Source organism: Streptomyces sp. HUAS CB01 (assembly GCF_030406905.1).
GTDB lineage: Bacteria > Actinomycetota > Actinomycetes > Streptomycetales > Streptomycetaceae > Streptomyces > Streptomyces chengbuensis.
In genome coordinates, this window is the sequence record NZ_CP129137.1 from 1,745,335 (window position 1) to 1,770,261 (window position 24,927).

At 71.5% G+C, this 24,927-nt stretch carries 19 protein-coding genes; 6 read left to right on the plus strand and 13 right to left on the minus strand.

From position 1 onward, the window contains the following. Nucleotides 1-71: 71 nt before the first annotated feature. From QRN89_RS07860 to uvrC, 10 genes are all read right to left on the minus strand, one after another. Nucleotides 72-407, minus strand: a complete 336-nt coding sequence (locus QRN89_RS07860; RefSeq protein WP_290348622.1) for an RNA polymerase-binding protein RbpA — start codon at nt 405-407, stop codon at nt 72-74. 110 nt (nt 408-517) lie between these two features. Next, nucleotides 518-748, minus strand: a complete 231-nt coding sequence (gene secG, locus QRN89_RS07865; RefSeq protein WP_017948797.1) for a preprotein translocase subunit SecG — start codon at nt 746-748, stop codon at nt 518-520. Nucleotides 749-938: 190 nt separating this feature from the next. After that, nucleotides 939-1,715 carry a triose-phosphate isomerase gene (gene tpiA, locus QRN89_RS07870; protein ID WP_290348623.1) on the minus strand — a complete coding sequence of 259 codons (777 nt, stop codon included), beginning with the start codon at nt 1,713-1,715 and terminating at the stop codon, nt 939-941. 7 nt (nt 1,716-1,722) lie between these two features. Beyond that, nucleotides 1,723-2,934 (minus strand): phosphoglycerate kinase, encoded by a 1,212-nt coding sequence (locus QRN89_RS07875; RefSeq protein WP_290348624.1) that lies wholly within the window; start codon nt 2,932-2,934, stop codon nt 1,723-1,725. 118 nt (nt 2,935-3,052) lie between these two features. Continuing rightward, a complete protein-coding gene (gene gap / locus QRN89_RS07880) occupies nt 3,053-4,057 on the minus strand; it encodes a type I glyceraldehyde-3-phosphate dehydrogenase (RefSeq protein WP_290348625.1) in 1,005 nt (334 codons plus the stop codon). Nucleotides 4,058-4,250: 193 nt separating this feature from the next. Continuing rightward, nucleotides 4,251-7,190, minus strand: coding sequence for a M14 family metallopeptidase (locus tag QRN89_RS07885; protein WP_290348626.1), 2,940 nt, complete (start codon nt 7,188-7,190; stop codon nt 4,251-4,253). A 751-nt stretch (nt 7,191-7,941) separates the two neighbouring features. Beyond that, nucleotides 7,942-8,931, minus strand: a complete 990-nt coding sequence (gene whiA / locus QRN89_RS07890) for a DNA-binding protein WhiA (RefSeq protein ID WP_093653140.1) — start codon at nt 8,929-8,931, stop codon at nt 7,942-7,944. Continuing rightward, complete coding sequence (locus tag QRN89_RS07895; RefSeq protein WP_290348627.1) at nt 8,922-9,956, minus strand: gluconeogenesis factor YvcK family protein; 1,035 nt, start codon at nt 9,954-9,956, stop codon at nt 8,922-8,924. The genes whiA and QRN89_RS07895 overlap by 10 nt, the downstream gene beginning before the upstream one ends. Beyond that, the gene (gene rapZ, locus QRN89_RS07900; RefSeq protein ID WP_290348628.1) at nt 9,953-10,894 is read right to left on the minus strand and encodes an RNase adapter RapZ; all 942 of its coding nucleotides are present in this window, start codon (nt 10,892-10,894) and stop codon (nt 9,953-9,955) included. The genes QRN89_RS07895 and rapZ overlap by 4 nt, the downstream gene beginning before the upstream one ends. Then, nucleotides 10,891-12,921, minus strand: coding sequence for an excinuclease ABC subunit UvrC (gene uvrC, locus QRN89_RS07905; RefSeq protein WP_290348629.1), 2,031 nt, complete (start codon nt 12,919-12,921; stop codon nt 10,891-10,893). The genes rapZ and uvrC overlap by 4 nt, the downstream gene beginning before the upstream one ends. Before the next feature lie 376 nt (nt 12,922-13,297). Between uvrC and QRN89_RS07910 the strand changes: the two genes are divergently transcribed. Then, on the plus strand, nt 13,298-14,242 hold the full coding sequence (locus tag QRN89_RS07910) for a hypothetical protein (RefSeq protein ID WP_290348630.1): 945 nt from the start codon (nt 13,298-13,300) through the stop codon (nt 14,240-14,242). Between the two features lie 390 nt (nt 14,243-14,632). On the opposite strand, the gene QRN89_RS07915 is transcribed toward QRN89_RS07910, so the two are convergent. After that, nucleotides 14,633-15,061 (minus strand): Rieske (2Fe-2S) protein, encoded by a 429-nt coding sequence (locus tag QRN89_RS07915; protein WP_290348631.1) that lies wholly within the window; start codon nt 15,059-15,061, stop codon nt 14,633-14,635. Between the two features lie 134 nt (nt 15,062-15,195). Between QRN89_RS07915 and QRN89_RS07920 the strand changes: the two genes are divergently transcribed. After that, nucleotides 15,196-16,113 (plus strand): carbohydrate kinase family protein, encoded by a 918-nt coding sequence (locus tag QRN89_RS07920; protein ID WP_290348632.1) that lies wholly within the window; start codon nt 15,196-15,198, stop codon nt 16,111-16,113. Between the two features lie 107 nt (nt 16,114-16,220). Here QRN89_RS07920 and uvrA read toward each other — a convergent pair whose 3' ends face one another. Next, the gene (gene uvrA / locus QRN89_RS07925) at nt 16,221-19,235 is read right to left on the minus strand and encodes an excinuclease ABC subunit UvrA (protein WP_290348633.1); all 3,015 of its coding nucleotides are present in this window, start codon (nt 19,233-19,235) and stop codon (nt 16,221-16,223) included. Nucleotides 19,236-19,460: 225 nt separating this feature from the next. Between uvrA and QRN89_RS07930 the strand changes: the two genes are divergently transcribed. From QRN89_RS07930 to QRN89_RS07945, 4 genes are all read left to right on the plus strand, one after another. Beyond that, nucleotides 19,461-20,150 (plus strand): maleylpyruvate isomerase family mycothiol-dependent enzyme, encoded by a 690-nt coding sequence (locus QRN89_RS07930; RefSeq protein WP_290348634.1) that lies wholly within the window; start codon nt 19,461-19,463, stop codon nt 20,148-20,150. A gap of 21 nt (nt 20,151-20,171) precedes the next feature. Continuing rightward, nucleotides 20,172-20,828, plus strand: a complete 657-nt coding sequence (locus QRN89_RS07935; protein WP_290348635.1) for an MBL fold metallo-hydrolase — start codon at nt 20,172-20,174, stop codon at nt 20,826-20,828. Nucleotides 20,829-20,925: 97 nt separating this feature from the next. Continuing rightward, the gene (locus QRN89_RS07940) at nt 20,926-21,999 is read left to right on the plus strand and encodes a S66 family peptidase (protein ID WP_290348636.1); all 1,074 of its coding nucleotides are present in this window, start codon (nt 20,926-20,928) and stop codon (nt 21,997-21,999) included. 339 nt (nt 22,000-22,338) lie between these two features. Next, nucleotides 22,339-23,619 carry an MFS transporter gene (locus tag QRN89_RS07945; RefSeq protein ID WP_290348637.1) on the plus strand — a complete coding sequence of 427 codons (1,281 nt, stop codon included), beginning with the start codon at nt 22,339-22,341 and terminating at the stop codon, nt 23,617-23,619. A 152-nt stretch (nt 23,620-23,771) separates the two neighbouring features. Here QRN89_RS07945 and QRN89_RS07950 read toward each other — a convergent pair whose 3' ends face one another. Next, nucleotides 23,772-24,779, minus strand: a complete 1,008-nt coding sequence (locus QRN89_RS07950; RefSeq protein WP_290348638.1) for a TerC family protein — start codon at nt 24,777-24,779, stop codon at nt 23,772-23,774. Nucleotides 24,780-24,927: the final 148 nt, after the last annotated feature.

Sequence of the window (24,927 nt, forward strand, 5' to 3'; positions counted from 1 at the left end):
GCGAAACGCACCGGGCCCGGCCGGCGGCGGACCATGGGGTCCCACCGCCGGCCGGGCCCGGCATCAGCTGCTCAGATCTCGCCCCGGAGCTTCGCGAGCGCCTCGGCGAGGATCGCCTCGCCGTCCGCGTCGCTGCGCCGCTCGCGCACGTACGCCAGATGCGTCTTGTACGGCTCGGTACGCGGCGGGTCCGGCGGGTTGTCCCGGTCCTGGCCGGCCGGGAACCCGCAGCGCGGGCAGTCCCAGCTGTCCGGAACCTGCGCGTCACTGGCGAAGCTCGGCTGCGTCTCGTGCCCGTTCGAGCACCAGAAGGAGACGCGGAGACGCGGCGCGGACTCGCCCCGCTCTGCCTCCCCCATCGGCCCCGCCCCGACCCGGCTTCCCCGGATCGCGTTGCCACTTGCCACGGTCGTAACTCCCTGCGTGATGGTGCTCGAAGATGCCCCAGTCTACGTAAGGCCCAACGCTCGTCCAGTGATTGGAGTTACACCCCCACCCCCGGGACGCTCTTGATGGCTCAGCCGCCCAGCTTCATCAGCAGGGCAAGTACGACAATGCACGCGAACCACATCAGGCCGACCACGATGGTGATGCGGTCCAGGTTGCGCTCGGCGACCGAGGAGCCGCCGACGGACGACTGCATACCGCCACCGAACATGTCGGAGAGGCCGCCGCCCTTCCCCTTGTGCATCAGCACCAGCAGCATCAGCAGCAGGCTGAAGACGATCAGGGCGATCGAGAACCCCATAACCACGGCTGGACCAACTTCCTCGGACGAAAGAATCAGACTGAACAACTGATCAAGAAAACGGGGGCCGGGCCCGCAAGCCACGGCCCCCGCAAGCGTACGACGAGGTTACCCATTTCCACGACCCTCGCCGCGGACCGGACCCTCCTCACCCAGGGTGACGGGGAGGACGGACGGCGCTACCGTCCGCTCACTGGTCCCGGAAACGCACGATCCTGACGAACTCGTCCACGTCGAGGGACGCGCCGCCGACCAGGGCGCCGTCGACGTCCGGCTGGGCCATGATCGCCGCCACGTTGTTCGCCTTCACCGAGCCGCCGTACTGGATCCGGACCTTGTCGGCCACCTCCTGGCCGTACAGCTCGGCCAGCCGGCCGCGGATGGCCCCGCAGACCTCCTGGGCGTCCTCGGGGGTGGCGACCTCGCCGGTGCCGATGGCCCAGACGGGCTCGTAGGCGACGACGAGGGTCTCGGCCTGCTCGGCCGTGACGTCCTTCAGGCCGCCGTCGATCTGGTTCAGCGTGTACTGGACCTGCTGGCCGGCCTTGCGGACGTCGAGGCCCTCGCCGACGCAGAGGATCGGGGTCAGACCGTGCCGGAACGCGGCCTTCACCTTGGCGTTGCACAGCTCGTCGGACTCGGCGTGGTACTGGCGTCGCTCGGAGTGACCGACGACCGCGTAGGTGCACTTCAGCTTGGCGAGCATGACGCCGGAGATCTCACCGGTGTACGCGCCGGAGTCGTGCGCCGAGAGGTCCTGGGCGCCATAGGTGATCTTCAGCTTGTCGCCGTCCACCAGGGTCTGCACGGAGCGCAGGTCGGTGAAGGGGGGCAGGACCGCGACGTCCACGGCGTCGTAGTCCTTGTCGGTCAGGGCGAAAGCGAGCTTCTGGACGTGCGCGATGGCCTCGAGGTGGTTGAGGTTCATCTTCCAGTTGCCCGCCATCAGCGGGGTGCGGGTGCTCATAGGGGGTTCAGTCCTCCAGTGCTGCGAGGCCGGGAAGCGTCTTGCCCTCGAGGTACTCGAGGCTCGCGCCGCCACCGGTCGAGATGTGGCCGAATGCGTTTTCGTCGAAGCCCAGGGTGCGGACAGCGGCCGCCGAGTCGCCACCGCCGACGACGGTGAAGGCCTTGCTGTCCACGAGTGCCTGGGCGATGGCACTGGTGCCGCCCGCGTAGTCGGGGTGCTCGAAGACGCCCAGCGGGCCGTTCCAGAACACCGTGGCGGCGTCGGCGATCTTGGACGCGTACAGCTCGCGCGTCCTCGGGCCGATGTCCAGTCCCTCCTTGTCGGCGGGGATCCGGTCAGCGTCCACCGTGACGTACTCGGCGGGCGCCTTGGTCTTGAGGTCCGGGAACTCGCCCGAGGCGAGGACGTCGACCGGCAGCACCAGTTCGACGCCGTTCTTCTCGGCCCGCTCCATGTACTCCTTCACCGCCGGGACCTGGTCCTCCTGGAGGAGGGAGATGCCGACCTCGTAGCCCTTGGCCTTGAGGAAGGTGTACGCCATGCCGCCGCCGATCAGCAGGCGGTCGGCCTTGTCCAGCAGCGAGTCGATGACGGCGAGCTTGTCGGAGACCTTGGCGCCGCCGAGGACGACCACGTACGGCCGCTTGACCTCCTGGGTGAGCTTCCTCAGCACCCCGACCTCGGCGACGACGAGGTAGCCGGCGGCGTGCGGCAGCCGGGCCGGAAGGTCGTACACCGAGGCGTGCTTGCGGTGGACCGCCCCGAAGCCGTCGCCGACGTACAGGTCGGCGAGGGAGGCCAGCTCGTCGGCGAAGGCACCGCGCTCGGCGTCGTCCTTGGACGTCTCCCCGGGGTTGAAGCGCAGGTTCTCCAGTACGGCGACGTCGCCGTCGCCGAGGCCGGCGACGGTGGCGCGGGCGGACTCGCCGACGGTGTCGGTCGCGAACGCCACCTCAGCGCCGAGGAGTTCGCCGAGCCGGGCGGCGGCCGGGGCGAGCGAGTAGGCCGGGTCCGGGGCGCCCTTCGGGCGGCCGAGGTGCGAGGCGACGACGACCCGGGCGCCCGCGGCGGCGAGGGCCTTCACGGTCGGCAGCACGGCGCGGATGCGGCCGTCGTCGGTGATCGCGGTGCCGTCGAGGGGCACGTTCAGGTCGGCGCGGACGAAGACCCGCTTGCCGGAGACGCCTTCGGCGAGGAGTTCGTCGATCGTCTTCATGCTTTGTTGGCTCCTAGGGGAGGTCGGGGACACACCACAGGGCCCGCGCAGCGCGCCGTTGCGCTGCCCGAGCCCTGCTCCGCTCACATCGAGGTGCTTGTTGTCGCCGGGGAGGCGATCAGAGCTGGTTGCCGACGAAGACCGTGAGGTCGACGAGGCGGTTGGAGTAGCCCCACTCGTTGTCGTACCAGCCGACGACCTTGACCTGCTTGCCCTGGACCATGGTCAGCTTCGAGTCGAAGGTGCAGGAAGCCGGCCAGTTCACGATGTCCGAGGAGACGATCGGGTCCTCGGTGTACTCCAGGATCCCCTTCAGCTGGCCCTCGGAGGCCTTCTGGAAGGCGGAGTTGATCTCGTCCCTGGTGACCTCGCGGTCCAGCTCGAGGACGAGGTCGGTGACGGAGCCGGTCGGGACCGGGACGCGCATGGCGATGCCGTCCAGCTTGCCCTTGAGCTGCGGGAGGACCAGGGCGGTGGCCTTCGCGGCACCCGTCGAGGTCGGGATGATGTTCTCCGCGGCGGCGCGGGCGCGGCGCAGGTCCTTGTGCGGGAAGTCGAGGATGCGCTGGTCGTTGGTGTAGGCGTGGACCGTCGTCATCATGCCCTTGACGATGCCGAAGTTCTCGTCGAGGACCTTGGCCATCGGGGCCACGCAGTTGGTGGTGCAGGAGGCGTTGGAGACCACGTTGTGCTTCGCAGGGTCGTACTTGTCCTGGTTCACACCCATCACGATGGTGATGTCCTCATCGGTGGCCGGAGCCGAGATGAGGACCTTCTTGGCGCCGCCGGCGATGTGCTTCTCGGCGTCCGCCTTCTTCGTGAAGATGCCGGTGGACTCGATGACGATGTCGACGCCGAGCTCACCCCACGGAATGTCGGCGGGGTTGCGCTCGGAGAGCACCTTGATGGTGTGGCCGTCGACGGTGATGGTGTCTTCGGTGTGGCTGACCTCGGCCTTCAGACGGCCGAGGATGGTGTCGTACTTCAACAGGTGAGCGGTGGTCGCGGTGTCACCCAGGTCGTTGACAGCCACGATCTCGATGTCTGCACCCTGCTCCAGCAGCGCGCGGAAGTAATTACGACCGATGCGGCCAAAGCCGTTGATGCCTACGCGGATCGTCACGAACCGATCTCCTCAGTGGTACGCCGGTTTCGACGCCGGCGAGCTGATATGGGATGTCCCCGACCGCTTACGACCCTACCTCCCCGGGGCAGCCGGAGTGGCATCGAGCACGCCCCCGGATCGAGCCGAAAACCGGTGGCCCGTACCTACCGGCAAGTACGGGCCACCGGCGCTTTTCGGCGACTACGCAGTGTCAGCGACGGAGCGCGGCGAGCGCCTTGCGGACCAGTGCGTTGCGGTCCGCGGGCGCGGTGACGTGCTCCAGGCCGAAGCCCAGCAGGACCGTGTCCCGGGTGGTGACGGCCGCGTACGAGACGAACAGCTCACCTGTGCGCGCCCAGTCACCACCGAGCGCGGGGCTGCCCTCCGGTGCGCCCGGTGTGGTCCACGGCCCGAGCGAGGTCTCGAAGCCCTCGCTCTCCCTCTCCGATCCGCCGACGACCAGGGCGGCGTTGTCGGCGAACACACCGCGTCCGCCGCTGCCCGGGTCGGTGACGTAGGCGAGGGAGAGCTCGACCCGCTTGCCGGCGTAGGCGCTCAGGTCGAAGGACACCTGCTTCCAGCCGGCGGAGGAGCCGGTGAAGCTGTTCCACGTGCCACTGGATCCGGTCGCGGTGCAGCCGCCGGAGCCCAGGGTGAGGTAGTGGCGCAGGAAGGGGTGCCCGTTGAGGAAGTACCCGGCCTCGCACTCCTCCGGAACCGCGGTGCCGCTGAGCCCTCCCTCGTCGGGGAGCGTCGTCCAGTCCTCGCCGCCGGCCGTGCGGGCCTCCATGACCGCGTGGTCGTAGCCCGGCTCGGTGTTCCAGTTGAGCGCGAGCCTCAGCTGCGGCCTGTCGGCCGCGGTGACCCCGGTGAGGTCGACGGTCCGGGTGAGCCGCTTCCAGTCGTTGTCCTCGTGGGTCGCGGAGGCCATCGACGAGCCGGCGTACGGGGCGTAGGGGTTGGTCACCCCGCCGTAGCGGCCCCCCTGGGCGCTCGCGAACTGCGGGAACTGCGCGGCCGGCAGGGTGTCGGAGGTGACCGTGTACGCACCGGGCGCGTTCAGCGGGTTCCCGGGGGCCCCGGACAGGGGCCCGCCGGATCCGGTGAGTTTTCCCGCGCCGGCGAACCCGGTGGCGCCGGGCGCCGAGGCACGGCCGTACGCCCCCAGCCAGTACTGGCTGAAGTCGTTGGTCGCGGCCCGGCCGACCTGCGCGTTGCCGCCGGCCAGCTCCCCGGCCTCGATCAGCTTGCCGCCCTCGTTGAGGAAGTCGCGCAGGGCGAGCTGGGTGGGTCCGCCGGGCGCCTGCGCGCCGGTGTGGTGGACCGCGGTGGAGAAGTGTCCGAGGACGCCGAGCGGGTGCGGGGCGCCCTGGGTGGCGACGTCCCAGACGACGGCCTTGCGGCCGTTGGCCCGGAGCGCGTCGACGTAGGTCTGGGCGTGCTGGGCCGGCGCGCCCTCCTCCGCCACGACCACGGTGTCGGCCTTGGGCCGGGCCGCGACGGTGTAGGTGAAGTGCTCGCTGGAGGTGCGCTTGCCGCTTCTGGTCTCGCCGGTGAACCAGACCTCGACCCGGTCGCCGACGTCGCCGTCCTTGACCTCGGCGCGGTACTGGTCGAAGCGGATGTTGTCCTCACCGCCGTACGTCTCGCCGCCCTTCCACGGCCGGAGGGCCATGTCGTGGGTACGGCCGCCGTTGACGCGGTACTTGAGCTCCTTGTCCCGCAGGGACTTGCGGGCGATGACGGAGACCTCCTGGTCGCCGCCGCGCGCGTAGGAGGTGGTGAACGGGTCCACGGTGAAGTCGGGTGCCTCCAGCCCGACCGGGGACGACGGCTGGTCGGGGTGGACGGCGGTCTCGGCGACGGACAGCGCGAATTCGACGTTCTTGGCGAACTCCGCCTGGATCAGCTTCTCGTCGTCGGGGAAGTTGAAGCCGGAGCGGCAGTCCTCGGGCCGCCACTGGTCGTTCGGGTCGACGGCCGAGGCGGTCTGGCAGGTCGTCATCTCCGGGGTGAACATCATCGTCCCGTTGACGTTCGCCGCGTGGCCGTCGGCCTCCCCGTTGGTGGTGTAGAGCTCCGAGGAGACCTGGGGGTAGTAGCCGGGGACGGCCGGGTTGTCCGGGGTGCCCGCCAGCGCCTTGTAGAGCACGTCGTCCGGGGTGGGGGTGGCGACCTGCCAGCCCACGCCGTACAGCAGCAGTTCGGCGGCCGAGTGGTAGTTGATGCCGTACTCGAAGCCGATGCGCTTCTGGAAGCGGTCCACGGCGACGGTCTCGGGCTCGGAGGAGGGGCCGGAGCCGCGGTAGGTCTCGCTGGCGGCGTTGGGGGACGAACCCTCGTTGTCGTAGCCCCACTTGTAGGCGAAGTTGCGGTTCAGGTCGACGCCGTCGCCGGTGGTGATCCGGCCGTCGCCGTTGTTGTCGCGCAGGTTCTTGCGCCAGAGGCGGTTGCTGTCGGCGGCGTGGGTGAAGTCGTAGCCGTCCGGATTGGCGGAGAGCAGGAACCACAGCTCCGTGCCGTCCACGATCCGGGTGATGCGCCGGTCCTTGCCGTAGCCGTCCACATAGTGGTGGAGCAGCCGCCGGGTCATCTCCGGGGTGATCCACTCGCGGGCGTGCTGGTTGGACATGTAGAGGGTGGACGGCTTGGCGCCGTCCCGGTACTTCTTCGCGCCCTTGGTCAGCTTGAGGGCGAGGATGTCCTTGCCCTGCACGGTCTTGCCGATGCTGACGACCTTGGTGATCGACGGGTTGGCGGCGGCGACGGCGAGGATCTCCTCCTGGAGGCCGCCCTCCCCGCTGTACGGCCGGAAGACACCGTCCCCGGCGGCGGCGACGCGCTTCTTCGCGGCGCCGGACACGGTGTGCTCGGTGAGGCTCACGCCCTTGTCGCGGAGCGCGCCCGCCTGGTCGTCGGTGAGGAACACCTCGACCGTGGCGGTGCCCTTGGCCGGTACCTGCTCGGTCAGTTCATGACCGTCGGCGCCGGCCTGGAGGAGCAGTGGCACCTGTTCCTTGGTGACTTCGGCCTGCCACACGGAGAGTCCGGCACCGTCCGCGCTCCCGTCCGCCCGGGCGAGCGGCGCGGCGGCCAGACCGGCCATCAGGAGTGAGGTAGCGGCGAGGATCGATCTCGCTCTTCGTCTCATTGGCCCCCCTTGCTTTCGTCTGTCGCGAAAGAAAACAGATGCCAGGCTCATGACAGTTCATGATCATGTCAAGATGCCCTCGCTGTCCCAGTGGGGTCCAAGTGGAGCCCGGCAAGGGGACGTTGGGGAACGCGCGTACGACCCGTCGCAGGGCACGGTGCGCAAGGACCCGTCCGGCGGTCCGGTCCCTCCGGGGCAGTGACGGGCCGTGCCCCCGGAGGCGGGGACGGCGGACGGGGATCTCCGAAGGGGGACGCCGGACCGGCCGTGACGCACGGAAGGGGACACCGGGCGGGACGGGGTCTCCGGCGGCGCACGCCGGATACGCTGCGACGCCCTGAGGGGGACGCCGGACCGGCCGTGACGCACGGAGGCGGGGGCGGGACTGGTTTCGGCGAGCGGGCTCTTGTGACGCAGACCCGCCGCACGGCTCTGTGGCGCGGCGCCGCGGAACGGCTCGTGGCCGAGAGCCTTGCGCAGCGGGTTTCCCGGCGCGACCACGCGGGACGGCGGGGACGTGCTCGCGGACGCGGCGACGCGTCACGCGTTCTGCGCGGACCCGTGCCCGCGGGACCGTCCCGGCAGGAGCGTGCTCGCGGGACACGGCCACGGCACCGAGCGAGGCGTGATGCGCGCAGGACGGCGTCCCCGGCACGAGCGGGCCTGCGAGGACGCGACCCCGGCGCGCGCGGCCCCGCGGCACACGACCCCGGCGAACGGGCCCTCGCAGGGCCGGGCCGCCGGGACGGGCTCAGCCCACCAGGCCGTCGGCCATCTCCTCCGTCAGATTGGACTCCGTCCCCGGGATCCCGAGGTCCTGGGCTCGCTTGTCGGCCATCGCCAGCAGCCGGCGGATACGGCCCGCGACCGCGTCCTTCGTCAGCGGCGGGTCCGCCAGCGCACCCAGCTCCTCCAGCGACGCCTGCTTGTGCTCCATGCGGAGCCGGCCCGCCGCCGCGAGGTGCTCCGGGACCTCCTCGCCCAGGATCTCCAGCGCCCGCTGCACCCGCGCGCCCGCGGCGACCGCGGCCCTCGCCGAGCGGCGCAGATTGGCGTCGTCGAAGTTGGCCAGCCGGTTGGCGGTGGCCCGGACCTCACGGCGCATCCGCCGCTCCTCCCAGGCCAGGACGGACTCGTGCGCGCCCAGCCGGGTCAGCAGCGCACCGATCGCGTCGCCGTCGCGCACGACGACCCGGTCCACTCCGCGCACCTCACGGGCCTTCGCTGCGATGGAGAGCCGGCGGGCGGCACCTACCAGCGCCAGCGCGGCCTCCGGGCCCGGGCAGGTCACCTCCAGCGAGGAGGAGCGGCCGGGCTCGGTCAGCGAGCCGTGGGCGAGGAAGGCACCGCGCCAGGCGGCCTCCGCGTCGCACGTGGCGCCGGAGACGACCTGCGGCGGCAGCCCTCGGATGGGGCGTCCCCGGCCGTCGACCAGCCCGGTCTGGCGGGCCAGCTGGTCGCCTCCCGCCACGACGCGCACCACGTAGCGGGAACCGCGCCGCAGCCCGCCGGGAGCCATCACCACGAGGTCGGAGGAGTGCCCGAAGATCTCCAGGATGTCCTTGCGGAGCCTGCGTGCCGCGATGCCCGTGTCCAGCTCCGCCTCGATCACGATGCGGCCGCTCACCAGGTGCAGCCCGCCCGCGAACCGCAGGATCGCCGAGACCTCCGCCTTTCTGCAGCAGGTCCGGGTGACGGGGAGCCGGGAGATCTCGTCCTTCACCGCTGCCGTCATCGCCATGGGCCGATCCTTCCATGCATCCGAAAAATACGGTCGTACGCGGCGGCCAACAGCTCCGGATCGTGCGTCGGAGCCCCGTCGGGTCTCGCCACGGGCGCCAGCTCGACCGCCGCACCGAGCCTCTTCGCCGCGTCGGCGAGGGACTCGCGGTCGGGCACGGCGGCCTCGTCGGCCAGCACCACGTCCAGGGCGAGTTTAGGGGCGTGTCGCCCCAAAACCTCCAAATGACGCTGCGGAGAGAAGCCCTCCGTTTCACCGGGCTGCGGGGCCAGGTTGAGCGAGAGGACCCGCCGGGCCTTGGTCTCGACGAGCGCGTCCAGCAGCTCGGGCACGAGGAGGTGCGGGATCACCGAGGAGAACCAGGAGCCGGGGCCGAGGACCACCCAGTCCGCGTCCAGTACGGCCTCGACGGCCTCCGGGACGGCCGGCGGATCGTTCGGCACCAGGTGCACGGACTGCACCTCGCCCCGCGTCAGAGCGACGGTGGCCTGGCCGCGGACCGTGCCCACCTCGTCGGGGCGCGCCGGATCGTGCCCCTTGACCAGGGCCTGGAGCTCCAGCGGCACGGCGGACATCGGCAGCACCCGGCCGTGGGCGCCGAGCAGCCTGCCGACCAGGTCCAGGGCCTGCACATGGTCGCCGAGCTGTTCCCACAGCGCGACGATCAGCAGATTGCCGACGGCGTGCTCGTGCAGCTCGCCCTGGGACTGGAAGCGGTGCTGGATGACCCGGGACCAGGTCTGGCCCCAGTCGTCGTCCCCGCACAGCGCCGCGAGCGCCTTGCGGAGATCGCCGGGCGGAAGCACCCCGAGCTCCTTGCGGAGCCGCCCGCTGGAGCCCCCGTCGTCCGCGACGGTGACGACAGCGGTGAGGTCGCCCGTGATGCGGCGCAGCGCCGCGAGGGACGCCGAGAGACCCATGCCGCCGCCGAGCGCGACGACCTTGGGCTGGGTGCCGCGTCTGCGGCCGGTGCGGAGCGCGTCACTGCCCCGCAGCCGCCGCAGCCGGAGATTGCGTGCGGTCACTCGCGCCCCATGTCCCGGTGGACGACGACGGTCTCGATCCCCTCGGTGCCGAGCCGGGCGGCGAGCTTCTCGGACATCGCGACGGAGCGGTGCTTGCCGCCCGTGCAGCCCACGGCGATCGTCACGTACCGCTTGCCCTCGCGGCGGTAGCCCGCCGCGATCAGCTGCAGCAGCTCGGTGTACTGGTTGAGGAACTCCTTGGCCCCGGGCTGGTCGAACACATAGCCCGACACCTCCTCGTTCAGGCCGGTGAAGGGGCGCAGCTCGGGGACCCAGTGCGGGTTGGGCAGGAAGCGGCAGTCCACCACCAGGTCGGCGTCGACGGGCAGGCCGTACTTGTACCCGAACGACATCACCGTGGCCCGCAGCTCCGGCTCCTCGTCGCCGGCGAACTGGGCGTCCATCTTGGCGCGCAGCTCGTGGACGTTGAGGCTGGAGGTGTCGATCACGAGGTCGGCGTCGCCGCGCAGCTCCCGCAGGAGGTCCCGCTCGGCGGCGATGCCGTCGACGATCCGGCCGTCGCCCTGCAGCGGGTGCGGGCGGCGCACGGACTCGAAACGGCGCACCAGGGCCTCGTCGGACGACTCCAGGAAGACGATCCGGCGGGTGACCTGCTTGGCGTCGAGGTCCGCGAGCGACTCGCGGAGGTTGTCGAAGAACCGCCGGCCGCGGACGTCCACGACGACGGCGATCCGGGCGACGTTGCCCTGGGAACGTGCGCCGAGCTCCACCATGGTGGGGATCAGCGCGGGCGGCAGGTTGTCCACGACGAACCAGCCGAGGTCCTCCAGGCACTTCGCCGCGGTGCTGCGGCCGGCGCCCGACATTCCGGAGATGATCACCAGCTCGGGGATGGCCGCCTCTGCGGCCTGCCCGGCCTCGGTCGTGCCCGTACTCACGTCTCCTGCTCCGTGTTCTCGTCTGTTCCGCTCGGTCATTCCGTGGTTCCCCCGTTCCCTTCCGTCACTGCTGCCCCGTCTTCCTCTTCAATGATCTCGCCTGTCGCCATGTTGACCGCCGGGGCGGCCGGCGCGGCCTGCGCCAGGGCAACGGCCACGGACTCGGCGGTCTTCCTGCCGAAGCCCGGGACCTCGCAGATCTGCTCGACGGTCGCCTGCCGGAGCCGCTTCACCGAGCCGAAGTGCTTGATCAGCGCCTGCTTGCGAGCCTCCCCCAGGCCCGGCACGGAGTCCAGCGGGCTGGTCCGCAGCCGCTTGGTGCGCTTGGAGCGCTGGTAGCGGATCGCGAAGTCGTGAGCGGTGTCGCGCACCCGCTGGATGAGGTACAGCCCTTCGCTGGAGCGGGGCAGCACGACCGGGTCGTCCTCCCCCGGCAGCCACACCTCCTCCATGCGCTTGGCGATGCCGGCGACGGCGACGTCGTCGATGCCCAGCTCGTCCAGGGCCCGCCGGGCCGCCGCGACCTGCGGCTGCCCGCCGTCGACGAGCACCAGCTGCGGCGGGTAGGCGAACCGCTTGGGCCTGCCGTCGTCCCCCGTGGCCGCCGGCACCTCCCCGCCCGTCACGGCCTCGCCGTCCTCCGGGACGGCCCACTCGCCGGTCTTCTCCCGCTCGGCGAGATACCGCCGGAAGCGCCGGCTGATCACCTCGTGCATCGAGCGGACGTCGTCCTGGCCCTCGAAGCCCTTGATCTGGAAGCGCCGGTACTCGCTCTTGCGGGGCAGGCCGTCCTCGAACACCACCATGGACGCGACCACGTCCTCGCCCTGCAGGTGCGAGATGTCGAAGCACTCGATCCGCAGCGGCGCCGAGTCCAGGTCGAGCGCCTCCGCGATCTCCTCCAGGGCCCGGGAGCGGGTCGTCAGATCGCTCGCGCGCTTGGTCTTGTGCAGGACGAGGGCCTGCTGGGCATTGCGCCCGACCGTCGCCATCAGGTCCTTCTTGTCGCCGCGCTGCGGGATGCGCAGCGACACGGCCGAGCCCCGGCGGTCGCTGAGCCACTGGGTGACCGCGGCGAGGTCCTCGGGCAGGGCGGGGACGAGCACCTCCTTGGGGACGGCGTCGCCGCTCTCCTCCCCGTACAGCTGCTGGAGCGCGTGCTCCACGAGGCCTGACGTGTCGACGGCCTCGACCTTGTCGGTGACCCAGCCGCGCTGTCCGCGCACCCGCCCGCCGCGGACGTGGAAGATCTGGACGGCGGCCTCCAGCTCGTCCTCGGCGACCGCGATCAGGTCCGCGTCGGTGGCGTCGGCCAGCACCACCGCGTTCTTCTCCATGGCGCGCTTCAGGGCCTCTATGTCGTCCCGCAGCCGGGCGGCCCGCTCGTACTCCATGTCCTCGGCCGCCACCATCATGTCCTTCTCCAGGCGGCGGATGTACGTGCCGGTGCGGCCGGCCATGAAGTCGCAGAAATCCTCGGCCAGTTCGCGGTGCTCGCCGGCGCCGGTCCTGCCGACACAGGGCGCGGAGCACTTGCCGATGTAGCCCAGCAGGCATGGCCTGCCGGTGCGCTCCGCGTTCTTGAAGACCCCGGCGGAGCAGGTGCGCACCGGGAAGACCCGGAGCATCAGGTCGACCGTCTCGCGGATCGCCCACGCGTGCGCGTACGGGCCGAAGTAGCGCACGCCCTTCTTCTTGGCGCCGCGCATCACCTGGACCCGCGGGAACTCCTCGTTCATGGTCACCGCGAGGTACGGGTAGCTCTTGTCGTCCCGGTACTTGACGTTGAACCGGGGGTCGAACTCCTTGATCCAGGAGTACTCCAGCTGGAGCGCCTCCACCTCCGTGGAGACGACCGTCCACTCCACGGACGCCGCGGTCGTGACCATCGTGCGGGTGCGCGGATGCAGACCCGCCAGGTCCTGGAAGTAGTTGGCCAGCCGCTGCCGCAGACTCTTCGCCTTGCCGACGTAGATCACCCGGCGGTGCGCGTCGCGGAACTTGTAGACCCCTGGCGAGTCGGGGATCTGTCCCGGCTTGGGGCGGTAGCTGGAGGGGTCTGCCATGCCGCCCACCCTACTGGCGGGCACGGACAACCGGGGCCGCCGGAGGGGCGGCGCGGGCCCGCTCCCGCGCCCGGGCGGCGGCCCGGTGCCCGGCCCGTCGCAGGAGGGTCCGGCAGGGAGCCGCCGCTACGGCGGGTGTCCGTTCCCTCACCGTTCGGCGGGGGCATTTCCGGGCGCTTCGGCCGGGCTCCCGCGCCCTTCGGACCGGCACCCGGACAACCGTTGTCCGGACGGGACCGACACGCTTCAATGCGGGGTGACACGCGGCTGTGCCGGCGGCCCCAAGGTCCCTCGCCGCCGCCATCGGCCCTTCCGCACGCCCCGCCCCCGGCACGAGGTCCCACCGGGCAGGCGTGAACGTCCATCGAGGAGTCCCATGGGGCACGCCGCGCACCCCGCGCACACCCAGGCCGAACTGGACCGGGTGCTGCGCACGGGCCCCTTCCACCTCGCCCTGCGTGCCGCGCTCGCGGTGCGGGGGCTGCCGCTGCAGCGGGTGCAGCACCATCTGGCGCACCGGGGGATCAAGGTCGGGGTGACCAGTCTGAGTTACTGGCAGCAGGGTGCCCGCCGCCCCCAGCGCCCCGAGTCGCTGCGGGCGGTACGGGCACTCGAGGACGTGCTCCGGCTGCCGGAGAACTCCCTGCTGCGGCTGCTCCCCGACGACGCCGGGCCCGCACCCCGGCGCCCCGCGGCCCGTTCGCCGCGCGCGCCGGCCGAGGTGTCCGGGGCGGTGGAGCGGCTGCTCACCGGACTCGGCCGGCCCGCGGACGGCGGGCTGCACACGGTGGGGCACCACGAGCGCGTACGGATCGGACCGGGCCGCGAACTGCTGGGCCGGGACTCCCAGAAGATCGTGCGCGCCCATCGCGACGGCGTCGACCGTCTGCTGGCCGTCCATCGCGGGGATCCCGGGTGGGATCCGGCACGGGTGTCGGTCCGGGCGTACGAGAACTGCCGCCCGGGGCGGATCCGGTACGACCGGGATGCGGGGGTGCTGGTCGCGGAACTGCTCCTGGACGCCCGGCTGCGGTCCGGTGAGACGTACCTCCTCGGCTACGGCTTCGAGGACGGCACGGCGGGCCCGAGCGGCGAGTACGTACGCGGCTTCCCCGCGGCCGGCGGGCAGTACGTGCTGCAGGTCCGCTTCCACGAGGCGGCACTGCCGGCACGGTGCCGGCACTTCGCCCAGAACTCCCCCGGCTCGGCACGGATCTGCCGTGCGGAGCTGGCGCCGAGCGGCCGGCACCCGGCGGTCCACCTCGTCGAGCAGGGCGTCCGGCCGGGAATCCAGGGGATCGACTGGGAGTGGGAACGCTGACGCGGGGCGCGCCCGTCACCGTCCGCGTCACCGCCCGGTGAGGCGGGGACGGCTCACCGTGGGTGCCGCGGGGCCCGGTTCGGCGTGCGGACGGCCGCCGTCCGCAAGGTCCGCACGGGCGTCCGCGCCGCCGCGGGCCGACAGCCGCCGGCTCGCCCGGTCCCGGCGGAGGAGCGGGGCGGCGTCCTGCGGCCTGCGGCGTGGGCTCGTCGACGCCTCCGGGGACGGGCGGAACGAACCCGCTCCATGACCGTCCCGTACCTCGGGACGGTCGGGGTGAGCCCTCTCGGGCCTCGGGTGGGGGCGGAACGAACGCTCACGCCCGGGGACCAGGAAGAGCAAACGCTCATGCCCCGGGCCTCACGCGGGCACGGAGGGGGGTGAGCTCTCTCAGGCCTCGGGGCCGGCCACCAGCTTCCCGTCCCGCACCCGGACCGGGACCTCCGGGAGCGGTACGGTCGCCGGGCCCCGGAGTGCCGTGCCGGTCGTGACGTCGAACCGGCTGCCGTGGCAGGGGCAGTTGCCCTCCGTGCCCTCGACCTTGTCCAGGACGCAGCCCGCGTGGGTGCACTGGGCGCTGAACGCCTTGTACCGGCCCTCGGCCGGGCAGTGGACGACGAGCCGCTGCTCGCGGTAGAGCCGGGCGCCGCCCACGGGGACCTCATCGGCGGCGCCGAGGTCGACCGGCGCGGTCGGCGTCGGCACCTGCGCGTGGCCCACCTTGGACTCGGTGGAGCAGGCGGCGACCCCCAGCCCGGCGGCCCCGGCGAGGGCGGCGCCTTTCAGCACGGTACGGCGGGCGGCGGGTGGGCCGGACATGAGGATCTCCACGGGTGGGGGCGCGGCGGGTGACCAACCCGACGATACCGGCGCAGATCGCGGCGCTTCCGGGCGGGTCGGCCGGTCCGGAACGGGGCTGTCGCGCCCCGGAACGATCGGCTACGTTCTGAGCCGTGATCGTCGTCGCCGGTGAGTCCCTGATCGACCTGGTCCCGCAGCGGACGGCCGCCGGGCACGCACCACTGCCACCCCTGCTGCCGCGGCCCGGCGGCGGCCCGTACAACACGGCGGTGGCCCTGGGCCGGCTGGGATCCGCCGTGGGCTTCTGCTCGCGCGTCTCGGTGGACGGCTTCGGCGAGGCGCTGCTGGGCGGGCTGCACGCGGCGGGTGTGCGGACGTCGCTGGTGCAGCGGGGCCCGGAGCCGACGAGCCTCGCGGTCGCCGAGGTCGGCGCGGACGGCTCGGCCGGTTACGGCTTCTACATGACGGGCACCGCCGACCGGCTGTTCGCGCTGCCGCCGGCGCTGCCGGACGAGGTGCGGGCGCTGGCGCTCGGGACGTGCTCGCTGGTGCTGGAGCCCGGGGCGAGCGCGTACGAGGCGCTGCTGCGACGCGAGGCGGACCGCGGGGTGTTCACGCTGCTCGACCCCAACATCCGGCCGGGGCTGATCCCGGACGCCGGGGCCTACCGGGAACGGTTCGCCGGCTGGCTCCCCTCGGTGTCGCTGCTGAAGCTCTCGGAGGACGACGCCGCGTGGCTCGGCGGCTCCCCGGAGCAGTGGCTGGCCGAGGGCCCGGCCGCGGTGGTCCTGACCCATGGCGATCGCGGTCTCACGGTGCGCACCCGGGAGGGTGTGGAGGCAGCCGTTCCCGCGGCGGCCGTGCCGGTGGCCGACACGATCGGCGCGGGCGACACCGTGAACGCGGCGCTGCTGCACGACCTGGAGCGGCGCGACGCCCTCTCGCGGGGCGGTCTGCTCGCCCTGGACGCCGCCGGCTGGACCGAGGTGCTCGGCTTCGCCGCACGCGCCGCCGCCGTCACGTGCTCCCGTACGGGCGCGGAGCCCCCGTACGCCTGCGAACTGGCCTGACAGGGGGCGCGCGAGCGGCGGACGACGACCGTCGCCCCGGGGCCTGTGACAGGACCCGGGGCGACGGGTGTTCGGGGCCGGCCGGCGACCGACGGGCCCGGAGCCGGTCAGGCCTTGCGGGCGCGGCTCCGTGTCGCTGCGGCCTTCTTGACCGGGGTCGCGTCGGCCGTCACCGTCTTCTTCCGCACCGGCGTGGAATTGGCCGAGACCGCCTTCCTCGACGCGGTCTTCTTCGCCGCCGTCTTGCGGGACTGCGGCGGCACCGAGTCGCTGATGCGGTCCGGTCCCAGGATGTCCCGCAGGAACTTGCCCGTGTGGCTCGTCGGCACCGCGGCGACCTGCTCGGGCGTGCCCTCGGCGATCACGAGGCCACCGCCGCTGCCGCCCTCGGGCCCCATGTCGACGACCCAGTCGGCGGTCTTGATCACATCGAGGTTGTGCTCGATCACGATCACCGTGTTGCCCTTGTCGACCAGTCCGGACAGCACGTTGATCAGCTTGGAGATGTCCTCGAAGTGCAGACCCGTGGTCGGCTCGTCCAGCACGTAGACCGTGCGGCCGGTGGACCGCTTCTGCAGCTCGCTCGCGAGCTTCACCCGCTGTGCCTCACCACCGGAGAGCGTCGGCGCCGGCTGGCCGAGCCTGACGTACCCGAGACCCACCTCGGTCAGCGTCTTGAGGTGACGGGAGATCGTCGGCACGGCCTCGAAGAAGTGCAGCGCCTCCTCGATCGGCATGTCCAGCACCTCGGCGATGGACTTCCCCTTGTAGTGGACCTCCAGGGTCTCCCGGTTGTACCGGGCACCGTGGCAGACCTCGCACGGGACGTAGACGTCCGGGAGGAAGTTCATCTCGATCTTGATGGTGCCGTCGCCGGAGCAGTTCTCACAGCGTCCGCCCTTGACGTTGAAGGAGAAGCGGCCCGGCAGATAGCCGCGCACCTTCGCCTCCATCGTCTCCGCGAAGAGCTTGCGCACGTGGTCGAAGACGCCGGTGTAGGTCGCCGGGTTGGACCGGGGCGTGCGTCCGATGGGCGACTGGTCGACGTGGACGACCTTGTCGACGAGGTCGTCGCCGTCCACGCGGGTGTGCCGGCCCGGCACCGACTTGGCACCGTTCAGCTCGCGCGCCAGATGCGTGTACAGGATGTCGTTCACCAGCGTGGACTTGCCGGAGCCGGAGACGCCGGTGACCGCCGTGAGCACACCGAGCGGGAACGACACGTCGATGTCCCGGAGGTTGTTCTCCCGGGCGCCGTGCACCGTGAGCCGGCGGGCCCCGTCCACGGGCCGCCGGATCTCCGGCGTCGCGATGGACTTCTTCCCGGACAGGTACAGCCCGGTCATCGAGTCCTTGTTGGCCAGCAGCTGCTTCAGCGGTCCGGAGTGGACGACCTTGCCGCCGTGCTCGCCGGCGCCCGGGCCGATGTCCACGACCCAGTCGGCGACCTTGATCGTGTCCTCGTCGTGCTCGACGACGATCAGGGTGTTGCCCATGTCGCGGAGCCGCACCAGGGTCTCGATGAGCCGGTGGTTGTCGCGCTGGTGAAGTCCGATGGACGGCTCGTCCAGCACGTACAGCACGCCCACCAGCCCGGAGCCGATCTGGGTGGCCAGCCGGATGCGCTGTGCCTCGCCGCCGGACAGCGTGCCCGCCGCCCGGTTGAGGGAGAGGTAGTCCAGACCGACGTCGACCAGGAACCGCAGCCGCTCGTTGACCTCCTTGAGCACCCGCTCGGCGATCTTCTTGTCGCGTGCGGTGAGCGTCAGCCTTCCCAGGAAGTCGGCGCACTCGCTGATGGACATGGCCGAGACCTCGGCGATCGACCTCTCCATGATCGTCACTGCCAGGACGATCGGCTTCAGCCGGGTGCCGTCACAGGTGGGGCAGGGCACCTCGCGCATGTAGCCCTCGAAGCGCTCCCGGCTGGAGTCGCTCTCCGCCTCGCTGTGGCGCCGCTTGACGAAGGACACCGCGCCCTCGAACGCCGGGGTGGTGTAGGCGCGCTCCCGCCCGTACCGGTTCCGGTAGCGGACCTCGACCTGGGTCTTGTGGCCGTACAGCAGGGCCTTCTTGGCGCGCTGCGGAAGCCCGGCCCACGGAATGTCGGTGCGGAAGCCGAGGGCGTCGGCGAGCCCGCCGATGAGGCGCCCGAAGTACTCCTTGGTGTGGCCGTGCGACCAGGGGTGGATGGCACCGTCGTCGAGGGAGCGGTCCTCGTCCGGGACGATCAGCTCGGGGTCGACCTCCATCCGCGTGCCGATGCCGGTGCAGTCGGGGCAGGCTCCGAACGGCGAGTTGAAGGAGAACGAGCGGGGTTCGAGCTCCTCGAAGGAGAGGTCGTCGTACGGGCAGTACAGGTGCTCCGAGTACATCCGCTCGCGCTCGGGGTCGTCCTCGGGGAGGTCGACGAAGTCCAGCACGACCATGCCGCCGGACAGGCCCAGCGCGGTCTCCACGGAGTCCGTGAGCCGGCGCTTGGCGCTCTCCTTGACGGTCAGGCGGTCGATGACCACCTCGATCGTGTGCTTCTCCTGCTTCTTCAGCTTCGGCGGCTCGGTGAGCTGGATCGTCTGCCCGTCGACCCGCGCTCGCGCATAGCCCTTGGACTGGAGGTCGGCGAAGAGGTCCACGAACTCGCCCTTGCGCTCCCGCACCAGCGGCGACAGCACCTGGAAGCGGCTGCCCTCGGGCAGCTCAAGCACCTTGTCGACGATGGCCTGCGGGGACTGGCGCGTGATGGGGCGGCCGCACTCCGGGCAGTGCGGCTTGCCGATGCGCGCGAAGAGCAGCCGGAGGTAGTCGTAGACCTCGGTGATCGTGCCCACGGTCGAGCGGGGGTTCCGCGAGGTGGACTTCTGGTCGATCGAGACGGCCGGGGAGAGGCCCTCGATGAAGTCCACGTCCGGCTTGTCCATCTGGCCCAGGAACTGCCGGGCGTAGGAGGACAGCGACTCGACGTAGCGGCGCTGTCCCTCGGCGAAGATCGTGTCGAACGCGAGCGACGACTTGCCCGACCCCGAGAGCCCGGTGAAGACGATGAGTGAGTCACGCGGGAGGTCGAGCGAGACGTTCTTGAGGTTGTGCTCGCGAGCGCCACGGACGATGAGACGGTCGGCCACGCCGGGTCCGCACCTTTCTTGAGACAGGTCGTGAGAAGCATCGGGGGCACGGCCCCCGGCCCGGACTGCTCCAGGCTAGGTCGACCACGAGATCGACGGCTGCCGGACGGACGAACGCCCGGCCCTCCAGAATGCCTCAGCCCCGAGCCTATAGCACGCGTATTCGATTAACGCCGGTCGGCGGTCACCTTCACTCGAACGTGTGGCGGGGCTATCGTCTTCCCCATGATCGATCCCGTGGTTGACCTGGCCTCCGTACGCGAAGCGACCGAGCGACTACTGAACGCAGCCGTCTCCCTGGACAACGCGGCGGCCGCCGAGCCGTCACGGCTCCCCGGCTGGAGCCGCGGCCATGTCCTGGCCCACCTCGCCCGCAACGCCGACGCCCTCGTGAACGTCTTCGAGGGCCGCCCCATGTACGCGAGCGCGGAGACGCGCGAGGCCGACATCGAGCGCGACGCGCCCCGGCCCCTGGCCGTCCAGCTCGACGACGTGCGCGAGTCCGGCGAGCGCTTCCAGACCGCGGCCACGGCGGACGCCGACTGGTCGCGGATCGTGGAGCTCCGCAACGGCGTGAAGGACACGGCGGCGCGCATCCCCTTCCGGCGGCTGATCGAGGTCGAGCTGCACCACGTGGACCTCGGCGTCGGGTACGAGCTGGAGGACCTGCCCGCCGCCTTCATCGAGCGCGAGACCGCCTTCCTCGCGGAGCGGTTCGACGGGCACAAGGACGTGCCGCCCACGACCGTCGTCGCCGACGGCGGAGGGACGTGGGCCACGGGAGGCGGGGCCGCCGGCGGTCCGGTCACCGTCCGGGGCACTGCCGCGGAGGTGCTCGGCTGGCTCGCCGGCCGCCGCGACGGCACGGCCCTCGAGGTCGGCGGCGGCCCGCTGCCGGTGCTGCCGCCGCTGTAGTCGGCTGAGTACGCTGGCCCCATGACTTACAGCGGAGCGGTGACGGTCGGCGGCCCGGCTGACGTGCACGAGCTGGCGGCGCTGATGATCTCCAAGGTCGCCGTCGGCCCCATGGACAACAACTCCTATCTGCTGCGCTGCCGGGCCACCGACGAGCAGTTGCTGATCGACGCGGCCAACGAGCCCGAGACGCTGCTGCGGTTCATCGGTGACGACGGGATCACGTCCGTCGTCACCACGCACCGGCACGGCGACCACTGGGGCGCGCTGGCCGACGTGGTGGCCGCGACCGGGGCACGCACGTACGCGGGGCGCCACGACGCGGCCGGCATCCCGGTGCCGACCGACGTGCTGCTCGACGACGGCGACACGATCAGGGTGGGCGACGTCGAGCTCACCGCCCGCCACCTCGTGGGCCACACGCCCGGCTCGATCGCGCTCGTCTACGACGACCCGCACGGCCATCCGCACGTGTTCACGGGCGACTGCCTCTTCCCCGGCGGCGTGGGCAACACCTGGAAGGACCCGCAGGCCTTCGCCTCGCTGATCCGCGACGTGGAGACGAAGCTCTTCGACGTGCTGCCGGACGAGACCTGGGTCTACCCCGGCCACGGCAACGACACGACGCTCGGCGACGAGCGGCCGCATCTCCCCGAGTGGCGCGAGCGCGGCTGGTGACACCGGGCCCGGCGGCCCTCGGGAGGTGTCCGAAAAGAGCGCGTGGCACGGGTAATCCCGATGCCCGGCGCCCGGACACCTGGCTAGCCTGCCGCCCATGACACCGCCCGGCAGCCCCTCCGCGTTCTCCGTACCCGTCCACCCGCCCAAGCCCCGGCCCGGGGACCGGATCGCCGTGATCTCCCCCTCCTCGGGCCTCCCCGGTCTGCTGCCCCTGCCGTACGAGCTGGGACTCGAGCGGCTGGAGAAGGAGTTCGGGCTGGTTCCGGTCGAGTACCCGGCCACCCGCACGATGGGGTCCACTCCCCGCCGGCGCGCCGACGACATCCACGCGGCCTTCGCCGATCCGGACATCCGCGCGGTGATCGCGTCGATCGGCGGCGACGACCAGATCACCGTGCTGCCGCTGCTGGACCGGGAGTTGATACGGGCGAACCCGAAGCCGTTCTTCGGCTACAGCGACAACACCAATCTGCTCGCGTTCCTCTGGAACACCGGCGTGGTCGGCTACCACGGCGCGTCGGTGATGTGCGAGCTCGGCCGGCCCGGCGCCGTGGCACCGCTGACCGCGGACTCGCTGCGGGCCGCCCTGTTCACCTCCGGCCCCTACGAGCTGCGCCCGGCGGACCGGGTCCGCGTGATCGACCGCGACTGGGCCGACCCCGGGACGTTCACGGCCGAGCCGGATACCCTCCCCGCGACCGGGTGGAGCTGGGCGGGGCCCGAGCGGATCGTCGAGGGCCGGGGCTGGGGCGGCAATCTGGAGATCCTGTCCTGGATGCTCATGGCCGACCGGGAGATCCAGCGCGACCCGGCCGTGTACGACGGCTGTGTGCTGTTCCTGGAGACCTCCGAGGAACTGCCGTCCGCCACCGAGGTGTTCCGGATCCTGCGCAACATGGGCGAGCGGGGACTGCTGCGCCGCTTCCCCGCGCTGCTGTGGGCGAGGCCCAAGACCTGGTCGTTCGAGCGGCCGCTCGACGCGGAAGGGCAGGCCCGGTACGCCCGGGAGCAGCGCGAGGCCGTGGAGCGGGCGCTGGCCGTGTACGCGCCGGACACCATGGTGGTGTTCGACGTCGACCTCGGGCACACCGATCCCCAACTGGTGATCCCCTACGGCGGGCTGATCCGGGTGGACGGCGTGGCCCGCCGCATCGTGGTCACGTACTGAGGCCCGGGGGATCCACGCGCGCCATCGCCGGCAGGTTCGACGCGACGCCCCATGGCTCTGCATTCCCCATCAGGTTCCGGCGCGCCGCCGCATGGCCCCGGCTTCCCGGATGTCGCCGGGGCGCCGCGGCGCCCGCGGAGTTCCGACGCGCCGCGCACCGAGGCGTTCACCCCGGTGCGCGACGGCCCGCCATCACGCTCCCGTGCGCCCCCGTAACCGCCGACGGTCACGGGTAGTTGGCGCGACATGCACAGTCGTCACGCTCCGTCGTCGGCGGGGTCACCGTCCTCCCCTCCGGCCCCGTCCTCCCCTCCCGCACCGTCCGGCCGGCCCGTCTCCATGGCCCGGCTCGCGGCCGCCTCGCTCGCCGGGACGGCCGTGGAGTTCTACGACTTCTTCGTCTACGGCACGGCCGCGGCGCTGGTGCTCGGGCCGTTGTTCTTCCCGACGTTCTCCCCGCTCGCCGGGACCCTCGCCGCCTTCGGGACGTTCGCCGTCGGCTTCGTCTCCCGACCGCTCGGGTCGGTGCTCTTCGGGCACATCGGCGACCGTCACGGGCGGCGGCCGGTGCTGTTCGCGTCGCTGCTGCTGACGGGCCTGGCCACGGTCGGCGTGGGGTGCGTCCCGTCGTACGCGACCCTCGGGGCCGCCGCTCCCGCGCTGCTGCTGGTACTGCGCTTCCTCCAGGGACTGGGACTCGGCGGTGAGTGGGGCGGGGCGGTGCTGTTGACCGCCGAGCATGCGCCGCCCGGGCGGCGCGGCCTCTGGACGAGCTTTCCGCAGATCGGGCCGTCGGTGGGCTTTCTGCTGGCCAACGGGGTGATGCTGGCGCTTTCGGCGGGGCTGACCGAGACCCAGTTCCGGGACTGGGGCTGGCGGGTCCCGTTCTGGGCGGCGGGGCTCCTGGCGGCCGGCGGGCTGTTCCTGCGCGGTTCACTGGCGGAGACCCCGCAGTTCGAGCGGATCACCGAGCGGGCCCGCCTGCCGCTCGCCGAAGTGCTGCGGGGGCACTGGCGGCTGGTGCTGCTCACCGCGGGCGCGCTGTCGGTCGGCTACGCCGTCTTCTACGCCGTCTCCACCTGGTCGCTGGCGTACGGCACCGAGCGGCTCGGGGTGAGCCGGACGGTGATGCTGGTCTGCGTCATGGCGGCGGTCGCCGTGAAGGGGGCTGTGACGCCGTTCGCGGCGATGCTCGGGGACCGTTACGGGCGCCGGCCGCTCTGTCTGACCGGATGCGCGGCGAGCGCGCTGTGGATGTTCCCGATGGTGGCGCTGCTGCAGACCGCCGAGCCGCTGCTGATGTTCACCGGGTTCCTGGGCGCGATGCTGGCGTTCATCACGATGTTCGCGGTGGTGGCGGCGTATCTGCCGGAGCTGTACGAGCCCCGGGTGCGGTGCACGGGGGCGGCGGTCGGCTACAACCTGGCGGGAGTGCTCGGAGGGGCGCTCACCCCTCTCGTCGCCACAGCGGTGTCCGGCGGGAGCGGACCGCCGTGGGGAGTGGCGGCGTATCTGAGCGGGATCGCCGTGCTCAGTCTCGGGTGCTTCGCGCTGCTGCCGGAGACGGCGCCGGCGTGTGAGCGGGTGCGCGAGCCCTCGGAGGGCGCGGCCGCCGTGTGACGCTCCCCCGCACCCACCGGGCGGGATCCGCGCGGTGTCGGGCCGGCACGTTACCCCGGCCCGTACACGTCGGCGCCGGCCGGGTTGCGTACACCCCGGCCGGCGCCGACGTGCCGTGTGCCGCGCGTCAGGGGCGCGCGGCACTGCGGAACTCAGGCCTCGACGCTGTCCTTCTCGGACGAGGACGCGGACGCGGCGGCGGCTTCCGCCTCCCGCTTCTCCTGCCTCCGGGAGGCGATGAGGCTCGTGATCGTGGTGATGATCAGGACACCGCAGATGACCGCCAGCGAGAACGGGATGGAGATCTCGGGGACGTGGACCCCGGACTCGTGCAGTGCGTGCAGCACCAGTTTGACGCCGATGAAGCCGAGGATCACGGACAGGCCGTAACTGAGGTGGACCAGCTTCTTGAGCAGTCCGCCGATCAGGAAGTACAGCTGCCGCAGCCCCATCAGCGCGAAGGCGTTCGCCGTGAAGACGATGTACGGGTCCTGGGTGAGGCCGAAGATCGCGGGGATCGAGTCCAGCGCGAACAGCACGTCGGTGGTGCCGATGGCGAGCATGACGACCATCAGCGGCGTCAGCACCCGCTTGCCGTTGACGCGGATGAAGAGCTTGGTGCCGTGGTACCTGTCGGCGACGCCGAACTTCCGCTCGATGGACTTGAGGAGCCTGTTCTCCTCGAACTCGTCCTCGTCCTCGTCGGAGCGCGCCTCCTGGATGAGCTTCCAGGCCGTGTAGATCAGGAACGCGCCGAAGATGTAGAAGACCCACGAGAAGCTGGCGATGATCGCGGCGCCCGCGGCGATGAAGATCGCCCGCAGGACCAGCGCGATGAGCACACCGAACATCAGCACGCGCTGCTGGAGCTGCGACGGAACCGCGAACTTCGCCATGATCAGCACGAAGACGAAGAGGTTGTCGACGCTGAGCGACTTCTCGGTGATGTAACCCGCGAAGAACTCGCCCGAGGCCTGGCTCTCACCCGCCATCAGCAGTCCGACGCCGAAGATCACTGCGAGGACGATCCAGACGATCGTCCAGATTCCCGCTTCCTTGATCGACACGTCATGGGGCTTGCGCCCGATGAAGAAGTCGACCGCGATCAGGGCGGAGAGACCAAGAATGGTCACCAGCCACATGGTCAACGAAACGTCCATTGCGCCTCCGGCGTCGTACGGCTACTCACCAGCGTCGTCGCTGCCGGAGGTCTCTTCCACCCGTGTGGCTGGTCGCCGAACCACGGGCCGGCGCCCCGGGACCGCTCTGGGTCTGTCGGTCCGTACTGACGGGCACGCCGCAGGTGGG